Here is a 22,511-nt window from a genome sequence, read left to right on the forward strand (position 1 = left end):
TTAGTATTACACTCCGGTCCCCATCCCTTAGCGCACCGTTAAGGTGCATTGGTTCGACAAGGATTGCGTGTAATGAAACTCAGCTCCTGCCTGTTCAACTCCCTCCTATTGAGTGCCGGTGTCGGCTTGCTTGGGCCGCTGGCACAGGCCGCCGAGACCGGTGACGACTCCAAGCCGACATCGCTGGAATTGGATACCGCCTTCGTCACGGCCAGTGGTGGTGCCACTGATCTCAAGGATGCGCCGGCCAGCGTCAGCGTCATCACCCGTGAGGAAATCGAACGTCAGCCGGTCTATGACCTCAACACCTTGCTGCGCCGGGTGCCGGGCGTGACGGGCGGTTTCGGCCCGGTGGGCGAGCAGTCGAAGATCAAGCTGCGGGGGCTGGACGACAAGTACACGCTGATCCTGGTGGACGGCAAGCGGGTCGGTAGCTCCGGGGATATCAGCTACCGCCGTGACCTGGCGCGCCAGGACCTGAACTGGATCTCGCCGAACATGATCGAGCGCATCGAGATCGTCCGTGGGCCGATGTCCTCGCTTTATGGCTCGGATGCCATGGGAGGGGTGATCAATATCATCACCCGCAAGGTGTCGCGGACCTGGAGCGGTTCGGCCAGCACCAATATCACCGTGCCCAAGGATTCCGACCGCGGCCAGACCACCCAGTACAGTGCCAACCTGTCCGGTCCGCTGACCGAATCCCTGGGTCTGCGCCTAGGGGCCAACGTGACCCGGCGCGCGGCGGACGAGGTCGAGGCCCGTCTCGATTCGAAGGGCGAGTTCATGTATGGCGACGGGGCTGGAGGCTCCAAGGACCAGAGCCTGAATGCCTTGCTGGACTGGCAGATCAATGATGAGCAGAGCCTGTCCTTCGAGGCTGTGCATGGCGTAGAGCGCGCCTGGTCCTCGAAGAAGACCTTCGGTGATTGGGATGAAACCATTGGCGGAGCCTTTGGCCCCAGCCGCCTGACCCGCGACAGCTACATCCTGTCCCATGTCGGGGAGTGGAGCTTCGGTACCTCGAAACTCGATGCCTACCTGAACAAGTACCGCAACGATATCGACTGGGGCAAGGCCAGTTCCGAAGAGAAGATCGTCGAGGGCAGCCTGAACATGCCGTTCGAGTTGCTGGTGGACCAGCGCCTGACCGTCGGTGGGCAATGGAAGCGTGAAGAGCTGACCAACACCGACACCCTGGGCACGGTGCCGGTGGACTACAAGGGCGCGCCAGTCAGTGGCTCGACCCTGAAGGGCGATTATTCGGCGGCCTTCATCGAGGATGAGCTATTCCTCCTGGACAACCTGTCCCTGACCCTGGGCAACCGCTTCGACCACAGCGACAAATATGGCAACCACAACAGCCCGCGGGCCTATGTGGTCTACCACCCGCATGCGGACTGGACGGTGCGCGGCGGGGTGTCCAAGGGCTTTCGTGCGCCGAGCCTGAAGGAGGGCAGCGCCGGCGCGGCGACCGAGTCCGGTGGCCGTGGCTGCGGCTCGCTCAAGCCCCTGGGATACAAGGAGGGTAGTTGCTGGATGGCCGGTAACCCGGACCTGACGCCCGAAACCAGCACCAACAAAGAGATCGGCGTGTCCTTCAACCATGACGACTGGGAGCTGGGCCTGACCTACTTCCATACCGACTTCACCGACAAGATCGAATATGGTCCGCTGGGTCAGTTCCAGGGGCGTTGGTGGACCATGCTGGAAAATATCGACAAGGCCCGGACCCGCGGCTGGGAAGGCACCACCCGGATCCCGCTGGGCGACTCGGTGAACTGGCGCACCAACGCCACCTACATGCTGGAAAGCCGCAACTTATCCACCGGCGAGGACCTGATCAGTGCGCCCAAGCTCTCGCTGTTCAGTGCGCTGGACTGGCAGGTCAACGATCGCTTGAGTACCGAACTGTCGGCGCAGCATGTGGGCAAGCAGCGAGGGATACGCAATGACTTCGTACAGTCCTATACCACCTACGACTTGACGGCCAACCTGGCCCTGACCAAGTGGCTGACCTTGAATGGCGGGGTACAGAACCTGCTGGACAAGGACCTGCGGGACGGCTCGACCAACTTCTATGTGCCTGGCAGGGCGTTCTTCGCGGGGGCGACCACCTACTTCTGAGGTTACAACAGGGTCATCCCTTTGCCTGGCAGTGGGGCGGCCCTGTTGCTAGGAGTATGTCTAGACTTGGCATTGCGCCAGGGCGGGCGAGAGGCTGGCAAAACAGAGGGCATAAAAAACAAACCCCCGTGCATCCTGGGGATGTACGGGGGTCGCTGTCGTCCGGTGGGGATCAGACGTTGAAGCGGAAGTGCATCACGTCGCCATCCTTGACGATGTACTCCTTGCCTTCCAGGCGCCACTTGCCGGCTTCCTTGGCACCGGCTTCACCCTTGAACTGGATGAAGTCGTCATAGGCCACCACTTCGGCGCGGATGAAGCCTTTTTCGAAGTCGGTGTGGATCACGCCCGCAGCTTGCGGTGCGGTGGCGCCGACGCGAACGGTCCAGGCCCGAACTTCCTGCACGCCGGCAGTGAAGTAGGTCTGCAGGTTGAGCAGTTCGTAGCCTGCGCGGATCACGCGATTCAGGCCAGGCTCTTCCAGGCCCAGGGCCTCGAGGAACATGTCCTTTTCTTCACCTTCTTCCAGCTCGGCGATCTCGGCTTCGATCTTGTTGCATACCGGTACCACGACCGCGCCTTCTTCTTCGGCGATGGCCTTGACCACGTCCAGGTGCGGGTTGTTCTCGAAGCCATCCTCGGCCACGTTGGCGATGTACATCACCGGCTTGCTGGTCAGTAGGTGGAAGCCACGGATCACGGCCTTTTCTTCGGCGCTCATGTTCTTCATCAAGCTGCGTGCCGGCTTGCCTTCGGTGAAGTGCGGGATCAGCTGCTCGAGAATGGCCTTCTGGGCGAGGGCGTCCTTGTCGCCGCCCTTGGCATTGCGCGCGACCTTCTGCAGTTGTTTCTCGCAGCTGTCGAGGTCAGCGAAGATCAGTTCCAGATCGATGATCTCGATGTCGCGCTTCGGGTCGACGCTGTTGGAGACGTGAATCACGTTCTCGTCTTCGAAGCAGCGCACTACGTGGGCGATGGCATCGGTCTCGCGGATGTTGGCGAGGAACTTGTTGCCCAGGCCTTCACCCTTGGATGCACCTGCCACCAGGCCGGCGATGTCGACGAATTCCATGGTGGTCGGCAGGACGCGGTTCGGCTTGACGATCTCGGCCAGGGCATCCAGGCGCGCGTCGGGCATCGGCACGATGCCGCTGTTGGGCTCGATGGTGCAGAAGGGGAAGTTCTCCGCCGCGATGCCGGACTTGGTCAGGGCGTTGAACAGGGTGGACTTGCCGACGTTGGGCAGGCCGACGATGCCGCAATTGAATCCCATGGTGTTTCCCCTCGGGTAAGAGTCAGGCCTTCTGGCTGTGCAGGTTTTTCATCGCGCGGTTCCATTCACCGGCGAAGATATCCGGCAGCACGCCGAGGGCAAAATCGATGCTGGCATCGAGTTTTTCCTGTTCGGCGCGTGGCGCACGACCCAGGACAAAGTTCGAAACCATGCTGGCGACGCCCGGGTGGCCGATGCCGAGCCGCAGGCGGTGAAAGGTATTCTGGTTGCCGAGCTGCGCGATGATGTCCCGCAGTCCGTTGTGCCCGCCGTGTCCGCCGCCGGTCTTGAGCTTGGCGACGCCGGGAGGCAAGTCTAGTTCGTCATGGGCCACCAGGATTTCTTCGGGCTTGATGCGGAAGAAACCCGCAAGCGCCGCCACGGCCTGGCCGCTGCGGTTCATGTAGGTGGTGGGAATCAGCAGACGAATGTCCTGACCCTGGTGACTGAAGCGCCCGGTCAGGCCGAAATATTTGCGATCGGCCACAAGGTTCACACCTTGTTTGTCGGCGATGCGCTCAACAAAAAGGGCCCCTGCGTTATGCCGGGTCTGTTCGTATTCAGGGCCTGGATTACCCAGGCCGACGATCAGTTTTATGGCAGTCACGATAGGGGCCCTTCTCTGGAGTTGTGGATAACATCGCCGCGCAGCTTGGCAGCGGCGAAAGTGGACGACGACAGCTCATTTACCATGATGCGTAAACTTCGCGTTCTCGCCCGCTTTCTCGCTACGTCACTGTCCGCGATGTTTCCGCTACTCCGGCGTCAGAGTGAAATTACTCTGCAGCGCCTTCAGCAGCTTCTGGAGCAACACGTGGAGCGTGGACGTTGGCTACTGCCAGGTCGTTGCCGTGTGCCAGGGCCACGAACTCAACGCCTTTAGGGGCCTTGATGTTGGACAGGTGAACGATGGTGCCGATTTCAGCGTCAGCCAGGTCGACTTCGATGAACTCAGGCAGATCTTTCGGCAGGCAGGAAACTTCGATTTCCGACACTACGTGGGAGATCTCGCCGCCTTTCTTCACAGGTGCAGATTCGTTGATGAAGTGGACTGGAACGATGGCGGTCAGTTTCTGGCCGGCAACTACGCGAACGAAGTCAGCGTGCAGCACGTGGCCTTTGGCTGGGTGACGTTGCAGGGCCTTGATCACGACGTTCTGCTTGGTGCCACCGACGTTCAGTTCGATGATGTGGCTGTAGGCAGCTTCGTTTTCCAGCAGCTTGGCAATTTCCTTGGCCAGCATGCTGATGGATTCAGGGGCTTTGTCGCCACCGTAAACAACAGCTGGAACCAGGCTGGCGAGACGACGCAGGCGGCGGCTCGCACCTTTCCCCAGGTCGGAACGCACTTCAGCATTCAGGGTAAAATCGTTCATTTTGTATCTCCAAAATAACCTCGTTCGCCTTGGCGTTTGCGACCAGCGCCAAGGGCGATACGGGCAAAAAAGCCCCGTCCCAACCTAGGTTGGGACGGGGCGCTTTTCGTCATCGAGATGTTTTGCCAGGGACTAGCCCTTAGCGGAACATCGCGCTGATCGATTCTTCGTTGCTGATACGGCGAACCGCTTCGGCAACTACCGGTGCGATATCCAGTTGGCGGATACGTGCACAGGCTTGTGCTGCTGCGGACAGCGGGATGGTGTTGGTCACCACCAGCTCGTCCAGCACGGAATTTTCGATGTTCTCGATGGCCCGGCCCGACAGCACAGGGTGTGTGCAGTAGGCGAAGACCTTGGCGGCGCCATGCTCTTTCAGGGCCTTGGCCGCGTGGCACAGGGTGCCGGCGGTATCGACCATGTCGTCAACCAGAATGCAGGTGCGTCCTTCGACGTCGCCGATGATATGCATCACTTCGGAGTGATTGGCTTTCTCACGACGCTTGTCGATGATCCCGAGATCAACGCCCAGGGACTTGGCTACGGCACGTGCACGCACGACGCCGCCGATGTCCGGGGAGACGATCATCAGGTTTTCGAAACGCTGGTCTTCGATATCGTCCACCAGGACTGGGGAGCCGTAGATGTTATCTACCGGGATATCGAAGAAACCCTGGATCTGGTCAGCGTGCAGGTCAACCGTGAGAACACGGTCGATGCCGACTACGGTGAGCATGTCAGCCACGACTTTCGCGCTGATAGCCACACGTGCGGAACGCGGACGGCGATCCTGACGGGCATAACCAAAATAAGGAATAACAGCAGTGATACGAGTAGCCGAGGAACGACGGAAGGCATCAGCCATCACGACGAGTTCCATCAGGTTATCGTTGGTCGGAGCGCAGGTCGGCTGAATAATGAAGACGTCTTTACCGCGGACATTTTCATTGATCTCGGCAGTAATTTCGCCGTCGGAAAATTTTCCAACAGAAATGTCACCGAGAGGGATATGCAGCTGACGTACGACACGCCGAGCCAGATCGGGGTTGGCGTTCCCCGTAAAGACCATCATCTTGGACACGCGCAGTACCTGAAGGCTGAGGGTATACCTGGATGAGTATAAGGAAAATGGCAGGGGCGGCTGGATTCGAACCAACGCATGGCAGGATCAAAACCTGCTGCCTTACCGCTTGGCGACGCCCCTGTATCTGTTGCTTCGAGTGCCTGGCACTCGTTTCCGTTAGAGCAGTGTTTGCAGCTTGCGATGCAACATCGAAACGTTGCTTCCTTTTGCTACAAACCCTGAAAGGGTCTCTGTAAGAAGGGCCGAGACTTTATCAGCTTCAGCTTTGCTTGGGAAGCCCCCAAACACACAACTTCCAGTTCCAGTCAGTTTTGCTTCGGTAAATTTACCTAGCAAATTCAATGCGTTACGTACTTCTGGATAACGCCTTGCGACTACCGGAAGGCAGTCATTTCTGCTGTTTCCCTTGGGAACGGGGCGCACTTTAATGGGCGCGCTGTCACGTGTCAACAGCGGATCGGAAAAAATTTCTGCTGTACTTACAGAGACTTGCGGTACCAGCACGAGGTACCACGGCTCCTCGGGGTATTCGGGGCTGAGTTTTTCCCCGACGCCCTCGGCGAATGCCGCATGCCCACGGACGAAGACCGGTACGTCGGCGCCCAGGGTCAAACCCAGTGCCGCCAGGCGGTCTTCATCCCAGTCCAGCTGCCAGAGATGGTTCAGGCCCAGCAGAGTGGTGGCGGCATTGGAGCTGCCGCCACCGATGCCGCCGCCCATGGGCAGGATCTTGTCGATCCAGATGTCGACACCCAGGGTGCAGCCGGATTGTTCCTGGAGTTTCTTCGCGGCCTTGACGATCAGGTTGCTGTCGTGGGGGACGCCTTCGAACTCGGTATTCAGGCGGATCACCCCGTCATCACGTACGGCGAAAGTGATTTCGTCGCCGTAGTCGAGGAATTGGAACAGCGTCTCCAATTCGTGATAACCGTCTGCACGACGTCCCAGGATATGCAGCATCAGGTTGAGCTTGGCCGGGGAGGGCAGGGTCAGCTTTTGCACGCTCATGTCATTGCCCCAGCTTGCGTGGTTGCCATTCCTTGATCACCAGGGTGACGTCAAGGTCGCTGCCATGCAGCTTGATCCGCTCGGGTAGCCAGTAGCCGTTCTGCTGCGAGTAGCTGCTGTACTCCACTTGCCAGCCGTCCTGTTCCAGGCTCGCCAGGTGGCTGTCGCCATCCAGGGTCAGGCGGCTCTTGCTACCCGGGGCGGGCAGGCCCCGAACCCACCAGCCCAGGTGAGACACCGGCAGTTTCCAGCCCAGTTGTTCTTCCAGCAGCGACTCCGGGCTGCTGGCTTCGTAGCGGCCCTGGTTGGCCACTTCGAGGCTGACCTGGCCCGGGCGACCGGTCAGGCGTGCGGCGCCGCGGCCCAGCGGGCCGGACAGGCGGATGTCGTAGTAATCCTGGCGTTGCAGCCAGAACAGCGTGCCGCTGCCGGAGTCCTTGGGGGCACGGATGCCGATCTTGCCGTTGATCTGCCAGCCATCGAGAGCACTCAACTGGTCCTTGTGCTGGCGCCATTGCGCCGGGTTGCCCTGGCCCTGGACGGATTCGCGGGCGCCGAAACCGGCGCAGCCGGCCAGCAGGGCAATGAAGCTGAAAACGATGAAGTGGCGCACGAGCATGGTCTTAAAGAGTCTCTGATCCGGTCAGGCGTTTGATGGTCTGGCGCAGCACGGGGTTGTCCGGCTGGTCCTTGAGGAATTTGCTCCAGATCTGCCGGGCTTCGCGCTGCTTGTCGTTATGCCACAGGACTTCACCCAGGTGCGCGGCGACTTCCGGGTCGGGGAAGCGCTCCAGGGCTTGGCGCAGAAGGCGTTCGGCCTCGTCCAGGTTGCCCAGGCGGTAGTTCACCCAGCCCAGGCTGTCGAGCACCGCCGGATCGTCCGGCGTCAGCTGGTGGGCCTGTTCGATCAGGGCCTTGGCCTCGGTATAACGAGTCGTACGATCGGACAAGGTATAGCCCAGGGCGTTCAGTGCCATGGCGTTGTCCGGTTCGCGCTGTATGATCAGGCGCAGGTCCTTTTCCAGCTGCCCCAGGTCATTGCGTTTCTCGGCCTGCATGGCGCGGGTGTAGAGCAGGTTCACGTCGTCGGGATACTGCTTCAGCGCCTGCTGGATGACGCTCCAGGCGCGCGGCCCCTGGTTGTTCGCCGACAGGGTCTCGACCTCGATCAGATACAGCTGGATGGCGTAGTCGGGTTGGGCGTCGCGAGCCGCCACCAAGCGTTTTTGCGCTTCATCGGTACGGCCGTTGTTCATCAGGATGTCGGCTTGGCGCAGTTGGGCCGGCAGGTAGTCGTTGCCCGGGCCGACCAGGGCATACTCGGCCAGCGCCCCTTGCGGGTCGTTGAGCTCTTCGGCGATCCGGCCCAGGTTCAGGTGCGCGGAATCTTCATGGCTTTCCCGGGCGATCAGGTCCTCGAGGTAGCCCTTGGCCTCGTCCCAGGCCTTGGCTTCCAGGCACACCAGCGCCAGGGAGTAGCGTAGTTCGTCGTCCTCGGGGTACTGCTGGACCAGGCTCGAGAACTGTGCCTTGGCATCTTCCATGCGGTCCTGCTCCACCAGCATGCGGGCGTAGGTCAGGCGCAGGCGCTTGTCATCCGGGTATTTGCGGATGCTTTTTTCCAGCAGCGGCAGGGCTTCCTTGCCGCGATTCAGGCTTTGCAGCAGGCGGGCGCGCAACAGCAGCGGCGCCACTTCGCCGTCCTCCGGCGGATTTTCCTCCAGCAGAGCCAGGGCCTCCTTGGCGTCGCCATCCTGCTGCATCAGCAGGGCCTTGCCGAAAATCAGCTGGCTGTTGTGTGGGTGCTTTTGCAGTAAGCGGTCGAAACCTTTCATCAGGCCGTCACGGGTTTCCTGATCGGTATCGGCGGCGGACAGGGCCAGGAAGTCGAAATGGGTATCGCCCTTGCCCTGCAGGACCTTCTCCATATAAAGCATGGAATCGTCATAGCGCCCGGTGCGGGCCAGCTGGATGGCGGCCGCACGCTGCGCCTCGAGGTCGTCGGGGGCGTTTTTCGCCCAGATCAGCGATGTATCCAGGGCCGCTTGGTCGGCGCCCAGGTACTCGGCGATGCGAAAGGCCCGCTCGGAGATGCCCGGGTCCTGGGTGTTGATGGCCTGGGTCACGTAGTTGTCCAGGGCAATGTCGAAGCGATTGCGCTGGCCCGCCAGCTCGGCGCTCAGCAGGCTGAAGACGGTGTCTTCGCTGAACGAGGAGTAGACCTTGGGCTTTTCAGGGGCCGGGGTGCTGTCTTCCACCGACGACGTAGCGTCCGATGAAACAGGGGCCAGGGATTGGCATCCGCTGAGGAAGACAAGGGCGAGGAGCAACGCGGAGGATCTATTCATATAGGAAGAGGGCGACTAACCTGCGGTCGGATCATCATGACACAAGCCTTCGGCCAAACATAACCGAGACTCAACGGGATGCCAGAACAGAGGCAGTCTATTAGGACAATAGTCGGCGGGAGTTGTTCTGAATCTGTCGAAGTAGGACAATTGCCGGCTTCTCGACATCATCAGCGACCTTGAATGGCCTTCCTTGCACTTGGTATTAACCACAAGACTGCTTCTGTAGACGTCCGCGAGCGCGTGGCCTTTACCCCTGAGCAGTTGGTTGAGGCCTTGCAGCAGCTCTGCCGACTCACCGACAGCCGCGAAGCTGCGATCCTCTCCACCTGCAACCGCAGTGAGCTCTATGTAGAACAGGATCATCTTTCGGCCGATGTGGTGCTGCGCTGGCTGGCCGAATACCACCATCTGAGCCTGGACGACCTGCGCGCCAGTGCCTATGTACATGAAGACGATGCGGCAGTTCGTCACATGATGCGCGTGGCTTCCGGCCTGGACTCGCTGGTGCTGGGCGAGCCGCAGATCCTCGGGCAGATGAAGTCCGCCTATGCCGTGGCCCGGGAGGCCGGCACCGTCGGCCCCTTGCTGGGGCGGCTGTTCCAGGCGACCTTCAATGCCGCCAAGCAGGTCCGCACCGATACCGCCATCGGTGAAAACCCCGTATCCGTGGCTTTTGCCGCGGTGAGCCTGGCCAAGCAGATCTTCAGCGACCTGCAGCGCAGCCAGGCGCTGTTGATCGGCGCGGGCGAGACCATCACCCTGGTCGCTCGGCACCTGCACGAACTGGGCGTCAAGCGCATCGTGGTGGCCAACCGCACCCTGGAGCGCGCCAGCCAGCTGGCGGAACAGTTCGGCGCCCATGCGGTGCTGCTCTCGGACATCCCCCAGGAGCTGGTGCACAGCGATATCGTCATCAGTTCCACTGCGAGCCAGCTGCCGATCCTGGGTAAGGGTGCGGTGGAGAGTGCCCTGAAACTGCGCAAGCACAAGCCGATCTTCATGGTGGATATCGCCGTTCCCCGGGATATCGAGCCGGAAGTCGGCGAGTTGGACGACGTTTACCTCTATACCGTCGACGATCTTCACGAAGTGGTTGCAGAAAACCTCAAGAGTCGCCAGGGCGCGGCACAGGCGGCCGAGGAACTGGTGAACATCGGCGCCGAGGATTTCATGGTGCGCTTGCGCGAGTTGGCGGCAGTGGACGTGCTTAAGGCCTATCGTCAACAGAGCGAGCGCCTGCGTGACGAAGAGCTGCAGAAGGCCCTGCGCATGCTGACCAACGGTAGCAGTGCCGAAGACGTGCTGGCCCAGCTGGCCCGTGGCCTGACCAACAAACTGCTGCACGCACCGAGCGTGCAGTTGAAAAAGCTTTCCGCCGAAGGCCGCCTCGATGCGCTGGCCATGGCCCAAGAACTCTTTGCCCTCGGTGAGGGCTCTTCGGATAAAACCCCGCAATGAAAGCGTCACTGCTCAGTAAGCTGGACATTCTCCAGGACCGTTTCGAGGAACTGACCGCCTTGCTTGGCGATGCCGAGGTCATTTCCGACCAGGCCAAGTTCCGTGCCTATTCCAAGGAGTACGCGGAAGTCGAGCCGATCGTCGCCTCCTACAAACAGGTGCTCAAGGTCCAGGCCGACCTGGAGGGCGCCCAGGCGCTGCTCAAGGACAGCGATCCGGACCTGCGGGAGATGGCCGTGGAAGAAGTCCGCGAGGCCAAGGAACAACTGGTCGAGCTGGAAAGCAACCTGCAGCGCATGCTGTTGCCCAAGGATCCCAACGATGGACGCAACGTGTTCCTGGAAATCCGTGCCGGTACCGGTGGTGACGAGGCGGCGATCTTCTCCGGCGATCTGTTTCGCATGTATTCGCGTTATGCCGAACGGCGTGGCTGGCGCCTGGAGATTCTCTCCGAGAACGAGGGCGAGCATGGCGGCTACAAGGAAATCATCGCCCGGGTCGAGGGCGAGAACGTCTACGGCAAGCTGAAGTTCGAGTCCGGGGCGCACCGCGTACAGCGAGTGCCGGCCACCGAATCCCAGGGGCGCATCCATACCTCGGCCTGCACCGTGGCGGTACTGCCCGAACCGGATGAACAGGAAGCCATCGAGATCAACCCGGCGGACTTGCGCATCGATACCTATCGTTCTTCCGGCGCCGGCGGCCAGCACGTGAACAAGACCGACTCGGCCATCCGCATCACCCACTTGCCCACCGGCATCGTGGTGGAGTGCCAGGAAGAACGTTCCCAGCACAAGAACCGTGCGCGGGCCCTGTCCTGGTTGTCGGCCAAGCTCAATGACCAGCAGGCCAGTGCGGCGGCCAGCGCCATCGCCAGCGAGCGCAAGCTGCTGGTGGGTTCGGGCGACCGCTCCGAACGTATCCGCACCTACAACTTTCCCCAGGGGCGTGTCACTGACCACCGGGTCAACCTGACCTTGTATTCCCTGGACGAAATCATCGCCGGTGGCGTGGAAGCGGTGATCGAGCCGCTGCTGGCCGAGTACCAGGCCGACCAACTTGCCGCATTGGGTGATTGAATGACCATCATCGCCAGCCTGTTGCGCGCCGCCCAACTACCCGATTCGCCAACCCCGCGCCTGGACGCCGAGCTGCTCCTGGCCGCGGCCCTGGGCAAGCCCCGCAGCTTTCTGCATACCTGGCCGGAGCGCATCGTGCCCAGCGAAGCGGTCCTGGTGTTCAGTGAATACCTGCAACGGCGTCGCTCCGGCGAGCCGGTGGCCTACATCCTCGGCCAGCAGGGGTTCTGGAAGCTCGACCTGGAAGTGGCTCCCCATACCCTGATCCCGCGCCCCGACACCGAACTGCTGGTGGAGACCGCCTTGCAACTGTTGCCTGCCGGCCCGGCCCGGGTTCTGGACCTGGGCACCGGCAGTGGCGCCATTGCCCTGGCCCTGGCCAGCGAACGCCCGGCCTGGCAGGTCACAGCGCTGGACCGCGTGCTGGAAGCCGTGGCCCTGGCCGAACGCAACCGCCAGCGCCTGCAACTGGCCAATGTCACGGTGCTCAGCAGCCACTGGTTCGATTCGATCCAGGGCCAGCGCTTCGGCTTGATCGTCAGCAACCCGCCCTACATTGCCGAAGCCGATCCGCACCTGGCGGCCGGCGACGTGCGTTTCGAACCGGAAAGCGCCCTGGTGGCCGGCAAGGATGGTCTCGATGACCTGCGCCTGATCGTGGCCCAGGCTCCGCTGCACCTGGAAGCCGGTGGCTGGTTGATGCTGGAGCACGGCTACGACCAGGCCCCGGCGGTACGCGAGTTGCTAGCCGCACAGGGTTTCATCGAAGTCCATAGCCGGGTCGATCTCGGTGGCCATGAGCGCATCAGCCTGGGGTGCTTGCCGTGCTGACCGACGAGGAGCTGTTGCGCTATAGCCGGCAGATCCTGTTGCAGCAGGTCGACATCGACGGTCAATTGCGCCTCAAGCAGAGCCGCGTGCTGATTGTCGGCCTCGGCGGCCTTGGCGCTCCTGCGGCGCTCTACCTGGCAGCGGCCGGGGTCGGCGAGCTGCACCTGGCCGACTTCGACAGCGTCGACCTGACCAACCTGCAGCGCCAGATCATTCATGACAGCAATAGCGTCGGTTCGAGCAAGGTGGACTCGGCCATTGGCCGGCTGTCTGCCCTCAACCCGCAGATCCGCCTGGTACCCCATCCGGTGGCGCTGGACGAGGACTCCCTGGTCGCCGCCGTGGCAGGCGTGGACCTGGTGCTGGATTGCAGTGATAATTTTTCCACCCGCGAAGCGGTGAACGCCGCCTGTGTCGCCGTCGGCAGGCCCCTGGTCAGTGGTGCGGCGATTCGCCTGGAAGGACAGTTGTCGGTATTCGATCCGCGCCTTGCGCACAGTCCTTGCTATCACTGCCTGTACGGGCACGGCAGCGAGGCTGAACTGACCTGCAGCGAAGCCGGGGTCCTGGGGCCGCTGGTGGGAACCGTCGGCAGTCTGCAGGCGCTGGAAGCCTTGAAGCTGCTGGCCGGTTTCGGCGAGCCGCTGGTGGGCAGATTGTTGCTGATCGATGCCCTGGGTACGCGTTTTCGCGAGCTGCGGGTCAAGCGCGACCCAGGCTGCAAGGTCTGTGGAGGCCGGCATGAGTGAAGCGCCGGTGGCGGTCTTCGATTCCGGGGTCGGCGGTTTGTCGGTCCTGGCGGAGATCCAGCAGTTGCTGCCCAATGAGTCGCTGCTGTATCTCGGCGACTGCGGCTACATTCCCTACGGCGAAAAGACTCCTGAATTCATCCGCCAGCGCTGCGGCCTGATGGCCCGCTTCTTTCGCGAGCAAGGGGCCAAGGCCCTGGTATTGGCCTGCAATACCGCCACCGTGGCCGGCGTGGCCGACCTGCGGCGCGACTTCCCGGATTGGCCCATCGTCGGCATGGAGCCGGCGGTCAAGCCTGCCGCGGCGGCTACCCGCAGCGGCGTGGTCGGGGTCCTGGCTACCACCGGTACCCTGCAGAGCGCCAAGTTCGCCGCCTTGCTCGACCGTTTTGCCGGCGATGTGAAGGTCGTCACCCAGCCTTGTCCGGGCCTGGTGGAGATGATCGAGAACGGCGACCTGCATAGCGCGGCCTTGTGCCAATTGCTGCAGGGGTATGTCGAACCGCTGCTGGCGGCGGGCTGCGACACCATCATCCTGGGTTGCACCCACTATCCGTTTCTCAAACCCGTGCTGTCACGGATGCTGCCAGAGCACATCAGCCTGGTGGACACCGGTGCGGCGGTTGCCCGCCAACTGCAGCGCCTGCTCGACGAGGGCGACCTGCGCGCCCATGGCCCCGTGCGGGAAACCCGCTTCTGGACCAGCGGCGATGTGCCGCATTTTGCCAAGGTACTGCCCATCCTGTGGCAAGAATCCGGTAGTGTGCAGTCTTTCGATTTGTGAAAAAAACGTTAAATTCCGCTGTCGGCGCTGAACTTCTGATTAGGCGCAGACTTCTATAGCCTATCTACCAGGCGGTACAAAAACGTTCAAAATAGTTCAATAAAAGGATGTTCCTGATGAAGCGACTGTTATGTCTGGCCGCGCTTGCGGCCGCGTTGTTGGGGCCAAGTCTCTCCGCGCATGCCGCCGGGATGGAGTTTTCCGTGGGGCAGACCGGGGACTCGACGCAAGCCTACCGGCTTGGTATGCAATTCGATTGGGACAAGAGCTGGTTGCAAAGCGATGTCGGTCGCCTGACCGGTTATTGGAGCGGTGCCTACACCTACTGGGACGGTGACAAGAAGTCGAGCAACCACAGCCTGTCGTTCTCCCCAGTATTCGTCTACGAGTTCGCAGGAAACAGCGTCAAGCCCTACGTAGAGGCCGGAATCGGCGTCGCGGCGTTCGCCCACACCCAGGTGGAAGACAACAAGCTGGGTTCATCCTTCCAGTTCGAAGACCGCATCGGCTTCGGCCTGCGCTTCAACGGCGGGCATGAGATCGGCATCCGTGCCACGCACTACTCCAACGCCGGTATCAGCAGCCCCAACGATGGGGTAGAAAGCTACGCCCTGCACTACACGATGCCGCTCTGAGCCGTCCCAGCGATACGCCGTGGCGATGCCCCGGCGTTCGTTCAGGCAATCCGCCTCGCCCAATTCGAATTCGCGGCAGATCAAGGGGCGCAGCTCATAGATAGAGCAACGCATGCTGTCGCGATCCAGCGCCGCGCACCAGCCATCATCCAGGCGCCGCATCACCTCCCCACCCCAGTCGTCGATATCGATGAAGCGTTCGGGCACCCCGGTATCGGTGATCAGCATCACTTCCAGCTGGCAGCAGCAGGCGGCGCAGGTGGAGCAACTGATGGCGGGTTCGGCGATGGGGGTAACGGGAATGGTGGTCATAGGCGTGTAGTGTAAGGCCACGGGGCCGGACTGTGTGAAAGCCCAGACAGACGCTCAGCCTTCAGCGGCCAGTGGCGGAGCCTCCAGGGCCGCTTGCGCCAACACGTGCAGCAGCGGCAACAGCAGGGCCCAGAGCACTCCCAGCCCGACCAGGGTTGGCCCTGTTCCGTAGGGAAAGCTCACGCCGGCCAGTCGGCCCCCGGCGTAGTAGGACAGCGGGCCTGCCAGCGCTCCCAGCAGGCAGGCCCGCCACCAGGGGCGTGCACTCCAGGCCAGGCCGTGGCGCAAGGTGCTGGCCAGAAGGACCCAGAGCAGCATCAGCCAGAAGGGAATCAATAGACTGACTTGCTGGAACTGAAACACCCCGAGCCAATTCAGGAAGCTGTCCAGGGTGATGCCGATCAGGGCAATGCCGAGCATCATCGGACCTTCGTCGTTCCAGCGGCCGACCCAGCGAAAGTGCGCCAGTACGATCACGACTCCAAGCAATAGCCACAGGCTGTCGCCACTGAGCACGCAGGTGAACCAACCCAACTGGAACAGCAGGGCATTGAGCAGTTGCCTAGGCATCGAGGCGCCCCAGCAGTGGTTGTGGCGCCGCGGCGGGTTTGGCCAGCAGCAGTTGCGCGGTGCCGATGGTGCGTTCCAGAAAACCGCCTTCGCAGTAGCACAGGTAGAACTCCCAGAGCCGCAGGAAATAGGGGTCGTAGCCCAGCTCGCCCAGGCGGCCGTGGGCGCGGCGGAAGTTCTCGTGCCACAGGCGCAAGGTTCGGGCGTAGTGCAGGCCGAAGTCTTCCATGTGCAGCAGGTTCATGTCGGTGTCGCGACTGACCACCTCGAGCATTTTCTGCACGCAGGGCAGGGCACCGCCGGGGAAGATGTAGCGCTGGATGAAGTCCACGCTGTTCTTCGCCCGCTCGTAGCGTTGGTCGCGAATGGTGATGGCTTGCAGCAGCATCAGGCCGTTGCTCTTGAGCAAGCCCGCGCATTGCTTGAAGTAAGTGGGCAGGAAGCGGTGGCCCACGGCTTCGATCATCTCGATCGACACCAGCTTGTCGTACTGGCCACGCAGGTCGCGGTAATCCTCCAGCAGCAGGGTCACCCGGTCCTGCAAGCCGGCGGCGTCGATCCGCTGCCGGGTGTAGGCGAACTGTTCCCTGGACAGGGTGGTGGTGGTGACCCGGCAGCCATAGTGCTGCGCGGCATACAGGGCCATGCTGCCCCAGCCGGTGCCGATTTCCAGCAGGTGGTCTTGGGGGGTGAGCGCGAGCTTCTGGCAGATGCGCTGCAGCTTGTTCAACTGGGCCTGCTCCAGGCTGTCCTCGGCGCTGCGAAACTGCGCGGCGGAATACATCATGGTGGGGTCCAGGAACTGCTCGAACAGTTCATTGCCCAGGTCGTAGTGGGCAGCGATGTTTTTCTGCGCGCCCTTGCGGGTGTTGCGGTTGAGCCAGTGCAGGCCGCGAACCAGCGGCCGGCCGAACCTGGCCAGGCCGCCTTCCATGGCGTCCAGCACTTCCAGGTTGCTGACGAACACGCGGATGACCGCTGTGAGATCCGGGGTGCTCCAGTACCCATGGATGAAGGCTTCGCCGGCGCCGATGGAGCCGCTGCTGGCCACCAAGCCCCAGACGCTGCTGTCATGGACGTGGATTTCTCCCAGCAGGGCGGCGCCGCTGCTGCCGAATACCTGTCGTTCGCCGTCTTCGTGGATCACCAGTTGGCCGTGCCGGAGTTGCGCCAGTTGCCGCAGCACGCCGCGGCGCAACAGGTTGGCAGTGAGGCCGTGAGTGCTGATCAGAGTGGTTTTGGCCGAGACGCTAGAGGATTTCATGGCGGCGATCCTTGGGTGGTACGGCGGCTGTGCGAAAGGCGCCAACGGCGGCCTGATGAGGAAAAAAGCGCAGGCCCTTGGCAGCCAGGAGCAAGGCCTGCCAGTAGATCGCCAGGCAAGTCTTGGCGGTCATCCACGGAAAGCGCCGCAGATACTGGTGCAGGCTGCGGCGATCCAGGGCCTGGCGTTGCAGGTTGAGGGTGGCGTCGAACAACTTGAGCTCACCCTGCCAGTCGGCCATGTGCACGCCGAGACGCTCGGCCGGAGGGCTGAAGCTCATGCGGTACTCCAGATCCCGGGGCAGGAATGGCGACACGTGAAAGGCCTTGGCCACGGCGAAATGCTGGTACTCCGGGGACTGTGCGTTGTGCGGGCTGGCCGGCAGCACATAGTGATAGCGCTCGCGCCAGGGGGTGTTGGTGACCTCGCAGAGAATCGCCGCCAGTTGCCCATCGGCCTCGTAGCAGTAGAAGAAGCTCACCGGGTTGAAGGCCAGGCCCCAGCTGCGCACCTGGGTCAGCAGTCGCACCGCGCCAGCCGGAGCATGGCCGATGGCCTCGGCCACCTGCTGGCGTACGGCGTCGATCAGGTCCATGCCCTGGCCGGTGAAGGCCGGCAGGTAGTCGCCTTGACGAAAGGCGAAGGGCGCGAAGCGGCTCCGGCCAGCCAGGGGCGAGAGGCCCAGCACCGCGTCCTGTTCCTCCAGGTCCAGGTACAGCAAGCCGATCCGGTAGCGGAAGGCGTGGCACTTAGGGGCGAAGCGCCGGTGGCTGATCCAGCCGCTGTACAGGGCGCTGTTCACAGTTGTTCTCCGAAGGCCTGGGCCACCCGCAGGGCACTGACCACGCCGTCCTCATGGAAACCGTTAGCCCAGTAGGCGCCGCAGTAGAAGCTGTGCCGGGCGCCTTGCAGTTCGCTCCAGCGCGCTTGCGCGGCCACCGCCCCCAGGCTGTATTGCGGATGGGCGTAGGTGTAGCGGGCGAGGACCTTCGACGGATCGATGGCCGCACTCTGGTTGAGGCTGACGCAGAAGGTGGTGCTGCTTTGCAGGCCCTGGAGAATGTTCATGTCGTAGGTCACGGCAGCGGCTTTCCCGGCGCTGGCATCGAGGCGGTAGTTCCAGCTGGCCCAGGCCAGGCGACGGCGCGGTAGCAGTCGGGTATCTGTGTGCAGCACCACATCGTTGTCGGCGTAGGGCAGGGCTTGCAGAATCTCCTGTTCGGCGTGGCTAGGGCTGGCCAGCAGCCGCAGGGCCTGGTCGCTGTGGCAGGCGAACACCACCTTGTCGAAGCGCTCGCTGCCGGCGGCGCTGTGGATGACCACGCCGAGTTCGTCGCGCTCGACCCGCTGCACCGGGCAGTCCAGGCGGATGCGCTCGCGAAACGGTGCCGTCAGTGGTTCGATGTAGCGGCTTGAGCCGCCTTCGATCACGTACCACTGGGGGCGGTTGTTCACCGACAGCAAGCCGTGGTTCTTGAAGAAGCGGACAAAGAACTGCAGGGGGAAACCGAGCATCTGCCCCCGCGACATCGACCAGATCGCCGAGCCCATGGGCACGATGTAGTGCTGGATGAAGCGCTCGCCGTAGCCCTGGCTCTTCAGGTAGTCACCGAGGGTGGTCGAGGCCGTGATCCGCTGGTTTTGCAGGTCGAGCTGCGAGTGTTGGTTGAAGCGCAGGATGTCTCGCAGCATGCCCCAGAAGCCCGGCGACAGCAGATTGCGTCGCTGGGCGAACAGGCTGTTGAGGTTGTTGCCGTTGTACTCCAGGCCCGTGGCCGGATCGCACACTGAGAAGCTCATCTGGGTAGCTTTGAACTTGACGCCGATCTGTCCCAGCAGGCGGATGAAATGGGGATAGGTCCAGTCGTTGAAGACGATGAAGCCGGTGTCCACGGCCTGGGTTTCGCCATTGAGACTGACCTGCACGGTATGGGTGTGCCCGCCGATCCAGCTGCCGGCTTCGTAGACCTGGATGTCATGGCGACGGTTCAGGAGGTAGGCGCAGGTCAGGCCGGCGATGCCGCTGCCGATGATGGCGATTTTCATGGGGCATTCCCCGTGCGGGCCAGGCGCTTGGCGATGGCCAGTTGCAGGCGGCCGGGCAGCCAGGAAAGCAGCTTGAGGCCGAAGATGAACGGGGTGGGGAACGCGATTTCCAGATCCCGGCGGGGCAGGCGCTGGTGGATATGCCGAGCGGCCTTCCGGGCGCTCCAGCGCATGGGCATGGCGAAGTCGTTGCGTGCGGTCAGCGGCGTGTCGACAAAGCCCGGGCTGACCAGGGTCACATCGATGCCTTCGGCAGCCAGGTCGATGCGCAGCGATTGCAGCAGATAGCGCAGCGCTGCCTTGGAGGCGCCGTAGGCACCGGCCCGGGGCAGCGCCAGGTAGGTCACGGAGCTGGCCACACCCACCAGGTGCGGGCGATTGCCGGCGCGCAACAATGGCAATGCGGCTTCGATGCAGTAGCCGGCGGCCAGCAGGTTGGTACTCAGTACCCGTTCGATCAGCGCTGAGTCGAATTGCTGCACCTCGATGTACTCGCAGGTCCCGGCATTGAGGATCACGCTGTCCAGAGCGCCCCAGGCCTGGGCGATGCGCTTGCCGATCTCGCGCACCTGCAAGGCGTCGCCAAGGTCGCCCGGCACCACCAGCACCCGGCCCGGGTAGCGCTGGGCCAGGGCCTCCAGCGGCTCGCGCGAGCGGGCACTGAGCGCCACCTGGGCACCAGCCTCGAGCAGCTCTTCGGCCAGTGCTGCGCCGATGCCGCTGCTGGCGCCGGTGAGCCAGATCCGCCTGGGCATGGCCGCGTTCATCCAAGCCTCCTTTTCAACCAGGCGATCACTGCCCCGATCAGTGGCAGGTGTTCGTAGAGCAGGGCACCCGCGTCGAAATAGTCGCGGTGGCGATAGACCAAAGCGTCGTGCCATTGCAGGTGCGAACAGCCGGCCACCTGGATCAGGTCGCCGCCGTTGAGGCGCGGGTGGCGATAGCTCATGGTCCAGCGCAGGTAGCCCTGGCCTTCGGCGCACTGGTCGCTGCCGTGGAAGTCGAAGCGCAGTTCGCGGACGTTGGCGTACAGCTGGGCGAAGTAGTCGCGCAAACTGGCCAGTCCATGAACCTCGTGCAGAGGGTCGGTGAACTGGATGTCATCGCTGTAGAGCTGGCCCAGGCGATCGAGGTTATGGGCGCCCAGGGTGGCGAATTCCCGGGCGAAGTGGTGGAGGAAGTCACTCATCGCCGGCTCCCGCATCCAGCCGCGAGGGCAGTGCCTTGAACGCCGCCAGGGCCCGTTCCCGGGACCGTGACAGATCCACCATCGGCGCCGGGTAGTCGGCGACGCCGAACAGCCCGCCCAGGGTCGCCGGGTTGTGGATATCTTTTTTGTTCAGCCCGGCCAGTTGTGGCAGCCAGTGCTTGATGAAGCGCCCCTCGCTGTCGAATTTCTGCGATTGGCTCACCGGATTGAAGATGCGGAAGTAGGGCGCCGCATCGGTGCCGGTGGAGGCGCTCCACTGCCAGCCACCATTGTTGGCCGCCAGGTCGCCGTCGATCAGGTGACGCATGAAGAACCGCTCGCCTTCGCGCCAATCGATCAACAGGTTCTTGGTCAGGAACATCGCCACCACCATGCGCAGGCGGTTGTGCATCCAGCCGGTCTCCAGCAACTGGCGCATGGCGGCATCGATGATCGGCAGGCCGGTGCGGGCTTCTTGCCAGGCCGCCAGTTCCTCGGGAGCGTCGCGCCATTTCACGGCTTCGGTTTCCGGTCGGAAGGCGCGGTGCCGGGATACCCGTGGGTAGCCCGCCAGGATGTGCTTGTAGAAGTCGCGCCACAGCAGCTCGTTGATCCAGGTGACGGCCCCGGGGTTGCCGCTTTCGAACTCGCCCCGGTTGCTGCGCAAGGCGGCGTGCAGGCATTGGCGGGGCGAGATCACGCCGGCGGCGAGGTAGGGCGACAGCTGGCTGGTGCCGGGCTTGGCCGGAAAGTCGCGTTCACCCTGGTAGTAGTGGATCTGCTCATCGGCGAACCGCTCCAGGCGCGCTTGCGCTTCGTCTTCGCCGGCGGGCCACAGTTCGCGCAAGGCGGGCTTCGGGGTGGGGAAGCCCTCGATCTGGCCTGGCAGCGGATCGGCACTGATCGACAGCGGCATCTGCGCCCCGGGCGCGCTCACCAGCACGGGCAGCGCGGTGTGCAGGCGGCTGTAGCAGACCTTGCGGAACTGGCTGAAGACCTGGAAGTAGCCGCCGCTCTTGGTCAGCACGCTACCGGGCTTGAACAGCAGTTGATCGAAGTGGCCTTGGACGCTGATACCGGCCTTCTCCAGAACCCGGGCCACTGCTGCATCGCGACGGCTTTCGTGGATGCCGTATTCCTGGTTGAAGTGCAGCGTGCGTATCTGCAGTTGCCGGCACAGCTCCAGCAGGACCTGGGGCGCCTGGTCCCAGGTGGCGGCGCTGCGAACCAGCAGCGGGATGTTCAGCTGGCCCAGGGCGGTACTCAGCGATTGCAGGTTGCGCAGCCAGAAATCGATCTTGCAGGGCGCATCATCATGGGCCTGCCACTGCTCCGGGCTCAAAAGGTACACCGCCACGGTCGGGCCTCGCTGGGCGGCGGCGCTCAGGGCGGTGTTGTCGTGTAGGCGCAGATCGCTGCGCAGCCAGATCAATTGCATGTCGGTTTCCGAGTCAGAAAAGGCCTCGCTCGAGCAGTGCCTGGTAGGCCGCAATCGGGTCTTGGGCCAGGTACAGATCGGCGATTTCAGTGATACATGCGGACCACTCGGCGGGGTGGATGCACACCGCGGGTCCGGCGATGAATTTTTTGCAGGCGATGCCGCCCAGCAACCGCGGCAGTTGGACGGGGTTGAGCGCCTTGCTGGAGTACAGCAGCAGGCCCCGGGCTTGCAGGCGCTCGGTGGCCAGGGCCAGTTCGCCCCCGTGCAGGGGCCAGTCGAAGACCTCTACCGGGCAATCGGCGCTGCTGGCCAGCCAGGCGGTGAGCCACAGGTGGGGTTCCAGGGGCAGGTCCGATTGGTTGACCAGCAACAGCGGCGCGCCCTGCACCTGGCGGTTGTTGTGGTAGATCCGGGCGCCAAGCTTGCTGCGCAGCCATGAATAGAAGAACACCTGCTCGGACTGGCTGCCGACTTGCCCTTGCCAATGCTGTTCCAGCTCCGCCAGCAGCGGCATCAACAGCTGCTCGCACAAGGTGCGCGGTGGATACAGGGCCATGGCCTGGTTGAAGGCATCGTCGACCTTGCGCTCGGCCAGCTGGCCGATGGCTTGCCTGAGTACCTGGCGCAGGCGTTGCCAATCGTTTTGCGCCGGGACGCTGAACGCCGGGGCGTTTTCGAGCAGGTGCCTGACCTGGCTGACCGCGACGCCACGGTTGAGCCAGGTCAGGATGGTCAGCACCTGTTGCACCTGTTCCCGGGTGTACAGGCGGTGCCCCTTGGGCGTGCGGTGGGGCACGATCAGTCCGTAGCGCCGCTCCCAGGCGCGCAAGGTGACTGCATTGACGCCGGTCAGCCGGGCGATCTCGCGGATCGGCAACCACTCCTGGTCCGGGCTGCCTTGGGGAGCCGTGGCGGGCGAGAGATTGGGTTCCAT

Annotated in this window: 22 protein-coding genes, 1 tRNA gene and 1 pseudogene; 7 read left to right on the forward strand and 17 right to left on the reverse strand. The window is 62.9% G+C overall.

The annotated features are described in order from the left end of the window. Positions 1 to 72: 72 nt before the first annotated feature. Positions 73 to 2,127 (forward strand): TonB-dependent receptor domain-containing protein, encoded by a 2,055-nt coding sequence (locus AC3WK8_RS02145; protein ID WP_103324075.1) that lies wholly within the window; start codon positions 73 to 75, stop codon positions 2,125 to 2,127. A gap of 172 nt (positions 2,128 to 2,299) precedes the next feature. Here AC3WK8_RS02145 and ychF read toward each other — a convergent pair whose 3' ends face one another. The 8 genes from ychF to AC3WK8_RS02185 form a co-directional block, all read right to left on the reverse strand. Continuing rightward, on the reverse strand, positions 2,300 to 3,400 hold the full coding sequence (ychF, locus tag AC3WK8_RS02150; RefSeq protein ID WP_022640901.1) for a redox-regulated ATPase YchF: 1,101 nt from the start codon (positions 3,398 to 3,400) through the stop codon (positions 2,300 to 2,302). A gap of 22 nt (positions 3,401 to 3,422) precedes the next feature. Further along, positions 3,423 to 4,007 carry an aminoacyl-tRNA hydrolase gene (pth, locus tag AC3WK8_RS02155; RefSeq protein ID WP_103324074.1) on the reverse strand — a complete coding sequence of 195 codons (585 nt, stop codon included), beginning with the start codon at positions 4,005 to 4,007 and terminating at the stop codon, positions 3,423 to 3,425. A gap of 169 nt (positions 4,008 to 4,176) precedes the next feature. After that, positions 4,177 to 4,776: a 50S ribosomal protein L25/general stress protein Ctc gene (locus AC3WK8_RS02160; protein ID WP_085594735.1), complete on the reverse strand. Its 600-nt coding sequence runs from the start codon at positions 4,774 to 4,776 to the stop codon at positions 4,177 to 4,179. 139 nt (positions 4,777 to 4,915) lie between these two features. Further along, positions 4,916 to 5,857, reverse strand: coding sequence for a ribose-phosphate pyrophosphokinase (locus tag AC3WK8_RS02165; protein ID WP_003171603.1), 942 nt, complete (start codon positions 5,855 to 5,857; stop codon positions 4,916 to 4,918). 48 nt (positions 5,858 to 5,905) lie between these two features. Further along, positions 5,906 to 5,980: transfer RNA gene (locus AC3WK8_RS02170), tRNA-Gln, on the reverse strand. Between the two features lie 36 nt (positions 5,981 to 6,016). Next, positions 6,017 to 6,868, reverse strand: a complete 852-nt coding sequence (gene ispE / locus AC3WK8_RS02175) for a 4-(cytidine 5'-diphospho)-2-C-methyl-D-erythritol kinase (RefSeq protein WP_085594737.1) — start codon at positions 6,866 to 6,868, stop codon at positions 6,017 to 6,019. Between the two features lies 1 nt (position 6,869). After that, positions 6,870 to 7,487, reverse strand: coding sequence for a lipoprotein insertase outer membrane protein LolB (lolB, locus tag AC3WK8_RS02180; RefSeq protein ID WP_085594739.1), 618 nt, complete (start codon positions 7,485 to 7,487; stop codon positions 6,870 to 6,872). A gap of 4 nt (positions 7,488 to 7,491) precedes the next feature. Continuing rightward, positions 7,492 to 9,216, reverse strand: coding sequence for a tetratricopeptide repeat protein (locus AC3WK8_RS02185; RefSeq protein WP_103324073.1), 1,725 nt, complete (start codon positions 9,214 to 9,216; stop codon positions 7,492 to 7,494). A 183-nt stretch (positions 9,217 to 9,399) separates the two neighbouring features. Between AC3WK8_RS02185 and hemA the strand changes: the two genes are divergently transcribed. The 6 genes from hemA (at position 9,400) to AC3WK8_RS02215 (ending at position 14,755) form a co-directional block, all read left to right on the forward strand. Then, the gene (gene hemA, locus AC3WK8_RS02190; protein WP_031320508.1) at positions 9,400 to 10,677 is read left to right on the forward strand and encodes a glutamyl-tRNA reductase; all 1,278 of its coding nucleotides are present in this window, start codon (positions 9,400 to 9,402) and stop codon (positions 10,675 to 10,677) included. Then, the gene (gene prfA / locus AC3WK8_RS02195; protein ID WP_022640893.1) at positions 10,674 to 11,756 is read left to right on the forward strand and encodes a peptide chain release factor 1; all 1,083 of its coding nucleotides are present in this window, start codon (positions 10,674 to 10,676) and stop codon (positions 11,754 to 11,756) included. The genes hemA and prfA overlap by 4 nt, the downstream gene beginning before the upstream one ends. Then, a complete protein-coding gene (gene prmC / locus AC3WK8_RS02200) occupies positions 11,757 to 12,587 on the forward strand; it encodes a peptide chain release factor N(5)-glutamine methyltransferase (protein ID WP_103324072.1) in 831 nt (276 codons plus the stop codon). After that, positions 12,581 to 13,336, forward strand: a complete 756-nt coding sequence (locus AC3WK8_RS02205) for a molybdopterin-synthase adenylyltransferase MoeB (protein WP_103324071.1) — start codon at positions 12,581 to 12,583, stop codon at positions 13,334 to 13,336. The genes prmC and AC3WK8_RS02205 overlap by 7 nt, the downstream gene beginning before the upstream one ends. Beyond that, positions 13,329 to 14,120 (forward strand): glutamate racemase, encoded by a 792-nt coding sequence (gene murI, locus AC3WK8_RS02210; protein WP_085594747.1) that lies wholly within the window; start codon positions 13,329 to 13,331, stop codon positions 14,118 to 14,120. Before AC3WK8_RS02205 ends, murI begins: the two co-directional genes overlap by 8 nt. A 116-nt stretch (positions 14,121 to 14,236) precedes the next feature. Continuing rightward, positions 14,237 to 14,755 carry an acyloxyacyl hydrolase gene (locus tag AC3WK8_RS02215; RefSeq protein ID WP_085594750.1) on the forward strand — a complete coding sequence of 173 codons (519 nt, stop codon included), beginning with the start codon at positions 14,237 to 14,239 and terminating at the stop codon, positions 14,753 to 14,755. A 9-nt stretch (positions 14,756 to 14,764) separates the two neighbouring features. Here AC3WK8_RS02215 and AC3WK8_RS02220 read toward each other — a convergent pair. The 9 genes and pseudogenes from AC3WK8_RS02220 to AC3WK8_RS02260 form a co-directional block, all read right to left on the reverse strand. Continuing rightward, positions 14,765 to 15,067: pseudogene (locus AC3WK8_RS02220) on the reverse strand (YkgJ family cysteine cluster protein); the annotation flags it as partial. A gap of 54 nt (positions 15,068 to 15,121) precedes the next feature. Beyond that, entirely contained in the window at positions 15,122 to 15,637 is a 516-nt protein-coding gene (locus AC3WK8_RS02225; RefSeq protein ID WP_085594752.1) for a DUF2878 domain-containing protein, read from the reverse strand. Then, positions 15,630 to 16,901: an SAM-dependent methyltransferase gene (locus tag AC3WK8_RS02230; protein ID WP_085594754.1), complete on the reverse strand. Its 1,272-nt coding sequence runs from the start codon at positions 16,899 to 16,901 to the stop codon at positions 15,630 to 15,632. Before AC3WK8_RS02230 ends, AC3WK8_RS02225 begins: the two co-directional genes overlap by 8 nt. Continuing rightward, positions 16,888 to 17,703, reverse strand: a complete 816-nt coding sequence (locus AC3WK8_RS02235) for a DUF1365 domain-containing protein (RefSeq protein ID WP_103324070.1) — start codon at positions 17,701 to 17,703, stop codon at positions 16,888 to 16,890. Before AC3WK8_RS02235 ends, AC3WK8_RS02230 begins: the two co-directional genes overlap by 14 nt. Then, positions 17,700 to 18,947, reverse strand: a complete 1,248-nt coding sequence (locus AC3WK8_RS02240) for an NAD(P)/FAD-dependent oxidoreductase (RefSeq protein ID WP_103324069.1) — start codon at positions 18,945 to 18,947, stop codon at positions 17,700 to 17,702. The genes AC3WK8_RS02235 and AC3WK8_RS02240 overlap by 4 nt, the downstream gene beginning before the upstream one ends. After that, on the reverse strand, positions 18,944 to 19,714 hold the full coding sequence (locus tag AC3WK8_RS02245; protein WP_085594760.1) for an SDR family NAD(P)-dependent oxidoreductase: 771 nt from the start codon (positions 19,712 to 19,714) through the stop codon (positions 18,944 to 18,946). Before AC3WK8_RS02245 ends, AC3WK8_RS02240 begins: the two co-directional genes overlap by 4 nt. After that, positions 19,711 to 20,136: a nuclear transport factor 2 family protein gene (locus AC3WK8_RS02250; protein WP_103324068.1), complete on the reverse strand. Its 426-nt coding sequence runs from the start codon at positions 20,134 to 20,136 to the stop codon at positions 19,711 to 19,713. The genes AC3WK8_RS02245 and AC3WK8_RS02250 overlap by 4 nt, the downstream gene beginning before the upstream one ends. Beyond that, a complete protein-coding gene (phrB, locus tag AC3WK8_RS02255) occupies positions 20,129 to 21,574 on the reverse strand; it encodes a deoxyribodipyrimidine photo-lyase (RefSeq protein ID WP_103324067.1) in 1,446 nt (481 codons plus the stop codon). Before phrB ends, AC3WK8_RS02250 begins: the two co-directional genes overlap by 8 nt. 13 nt (positions 21,575 to 21,587) lie before the next feature. Further along, complete coding sequence (locus AC3WK8_RS02260) at positions 21,588 to 22,511, reverse strand: MerR family transcriptional regulator (protein WP_103324066.1); 924 nt, start codon at positions 22,509 to 22,511, stop codon at positions 21,588 to 21,590.

This window comes from Pseudomonas sp. FW507-12TSA, assembly GCF_058781435.1.

Excerpts from the sequence above, each read along its gene's own strand:
- AC3WK8_RS02245 (WP_085594760.1), bottom strand. The coding sequence starts at position 19,714 with ATGAACGCGGCCATGCCCAGGCGGATCTGGCTCACCGGCGCCAGCAGC.
- AC3WK8_RS02225 (WP_085594752.1), bottom strand. The coding sequence starts at position 15,637 with ATGCCTAGGCAACTGCTCAATGCCCTGCTGTTCCAGTTGGGTTGGTTC.
- AC3WK8_RS02215 (WP_085594750.1), top strand. The coding sequence starts at position 14,237 with ATGAAGCGACTGTTATGTCTGGCCGCGCTTGCGGCCGCGTTGTTGGGG.
- AC3WK8_RS02185 (WP_103324073.1), bottom strand. The coding sequence starts at position 9,216 with ATGAATAGATCCTCCGCGTTGCTCCTCGCCCTTGTCTTCCTCAGCGGA.
- ychF (WP_022640901.1), bottom strand. The coding sequence starts at position 3,400 with ATGGGATTCAATTGCGGCATCGTCGGCCTGCCCAACGTCGGCAAGTCC.
- hemA (WP_031320508.1), top strand. The coding sequence starts at position 9,400 with ATGGCCTTCCTTGCACTTGGTATTAACCACAAGACTGCTTCTGTAGAC.
- AC3WK8_RS02145 (WP_103324075.1), top strand. The coding sequence starts at position 73 with ATGAAACTCAGCTCCTGCCTGTTCAACTCCCTCCTATTGAGTGCCGGT.
- murI (WP_085594747.1), top strand. The coding sequence starts at position 13,329 with ATGAGTGAAGCGCCGGTGGCGGTCTTCGATTCCGGGGTCGGCGGTTTG.
- phrB (WP_103324067.1), bottom strand. The coding sequence starts at position 21,574 with ATGCAATTGATCTGGCTGCGCAGCGATCTGCGCCTACACGACAACACC.
- AC3WK8_RS02260 (WP_103324066.1), bottom strand. The coding sequence starts at position 22,511 with ATGGAACCCAATCTCTCGCCCGCCACGGCTCCCCAAGGCAGCCCGGAC.
- AC3WK8_RS02250 (WP_103324068.1), bottom strand. The coding sequence starts at position 20,136 with ATGAGTGACTTCCTCCACCACTTCGCCCGGGAATTCGCCACCCTGGGC.
- AC3WK8_RS02160 (WP_085594735.1), bottom strand. The coding sequence starts at position 4,776 with ATGAACGATTTTACCCTGAATGCTGAAGTGCGTTCCGACCTGGGGAAA.
- AC3WK8_RS02230 (WP_085594754.1), bottom strand. The coding sequence starts at position 16,901 with ATGAAATCCTCTAGCGTCTCGGCCAAAACCACTCTGATCAGCACTCAC.
- AC3WK8_RS02240 (WP_103324069.1), bottom strand. The coding sequence starts at position 18,947 with ATGAAAATCGCCATCATCGGCAGCGGCATCGCCGGCCTGACCTGCGCC.
- prfA (WP_022640893.1), top strand. The coding sequence starts at position 10,674 with ATGAAAGCGTCACTGCTCAGTAAGCTGGACATTCTCCAGGACCGTTTC.
- prmC (WP_103324072.1), top strand. The coding sequence starts at position 11,757 with ATGACCATCATCGCCAGCCTGTTGCGCGCCGCCCAACTACCCGATTCG.
- ispE (WP_085594737.1), bottom strand. The coding sequence starts at position 6,868 with ATGAGCGTGCAAAAGCTGACCCTGCCCTCCCCGGCCAAGCTCAACCTG.
- lolB (WP_085594739.1), bottom strand. The coding sequence starts at position 7,487 with ATGCTCGTGCGCCACTTCATCGTTTTCAGCTTCATTGCCCTGCTGGCC.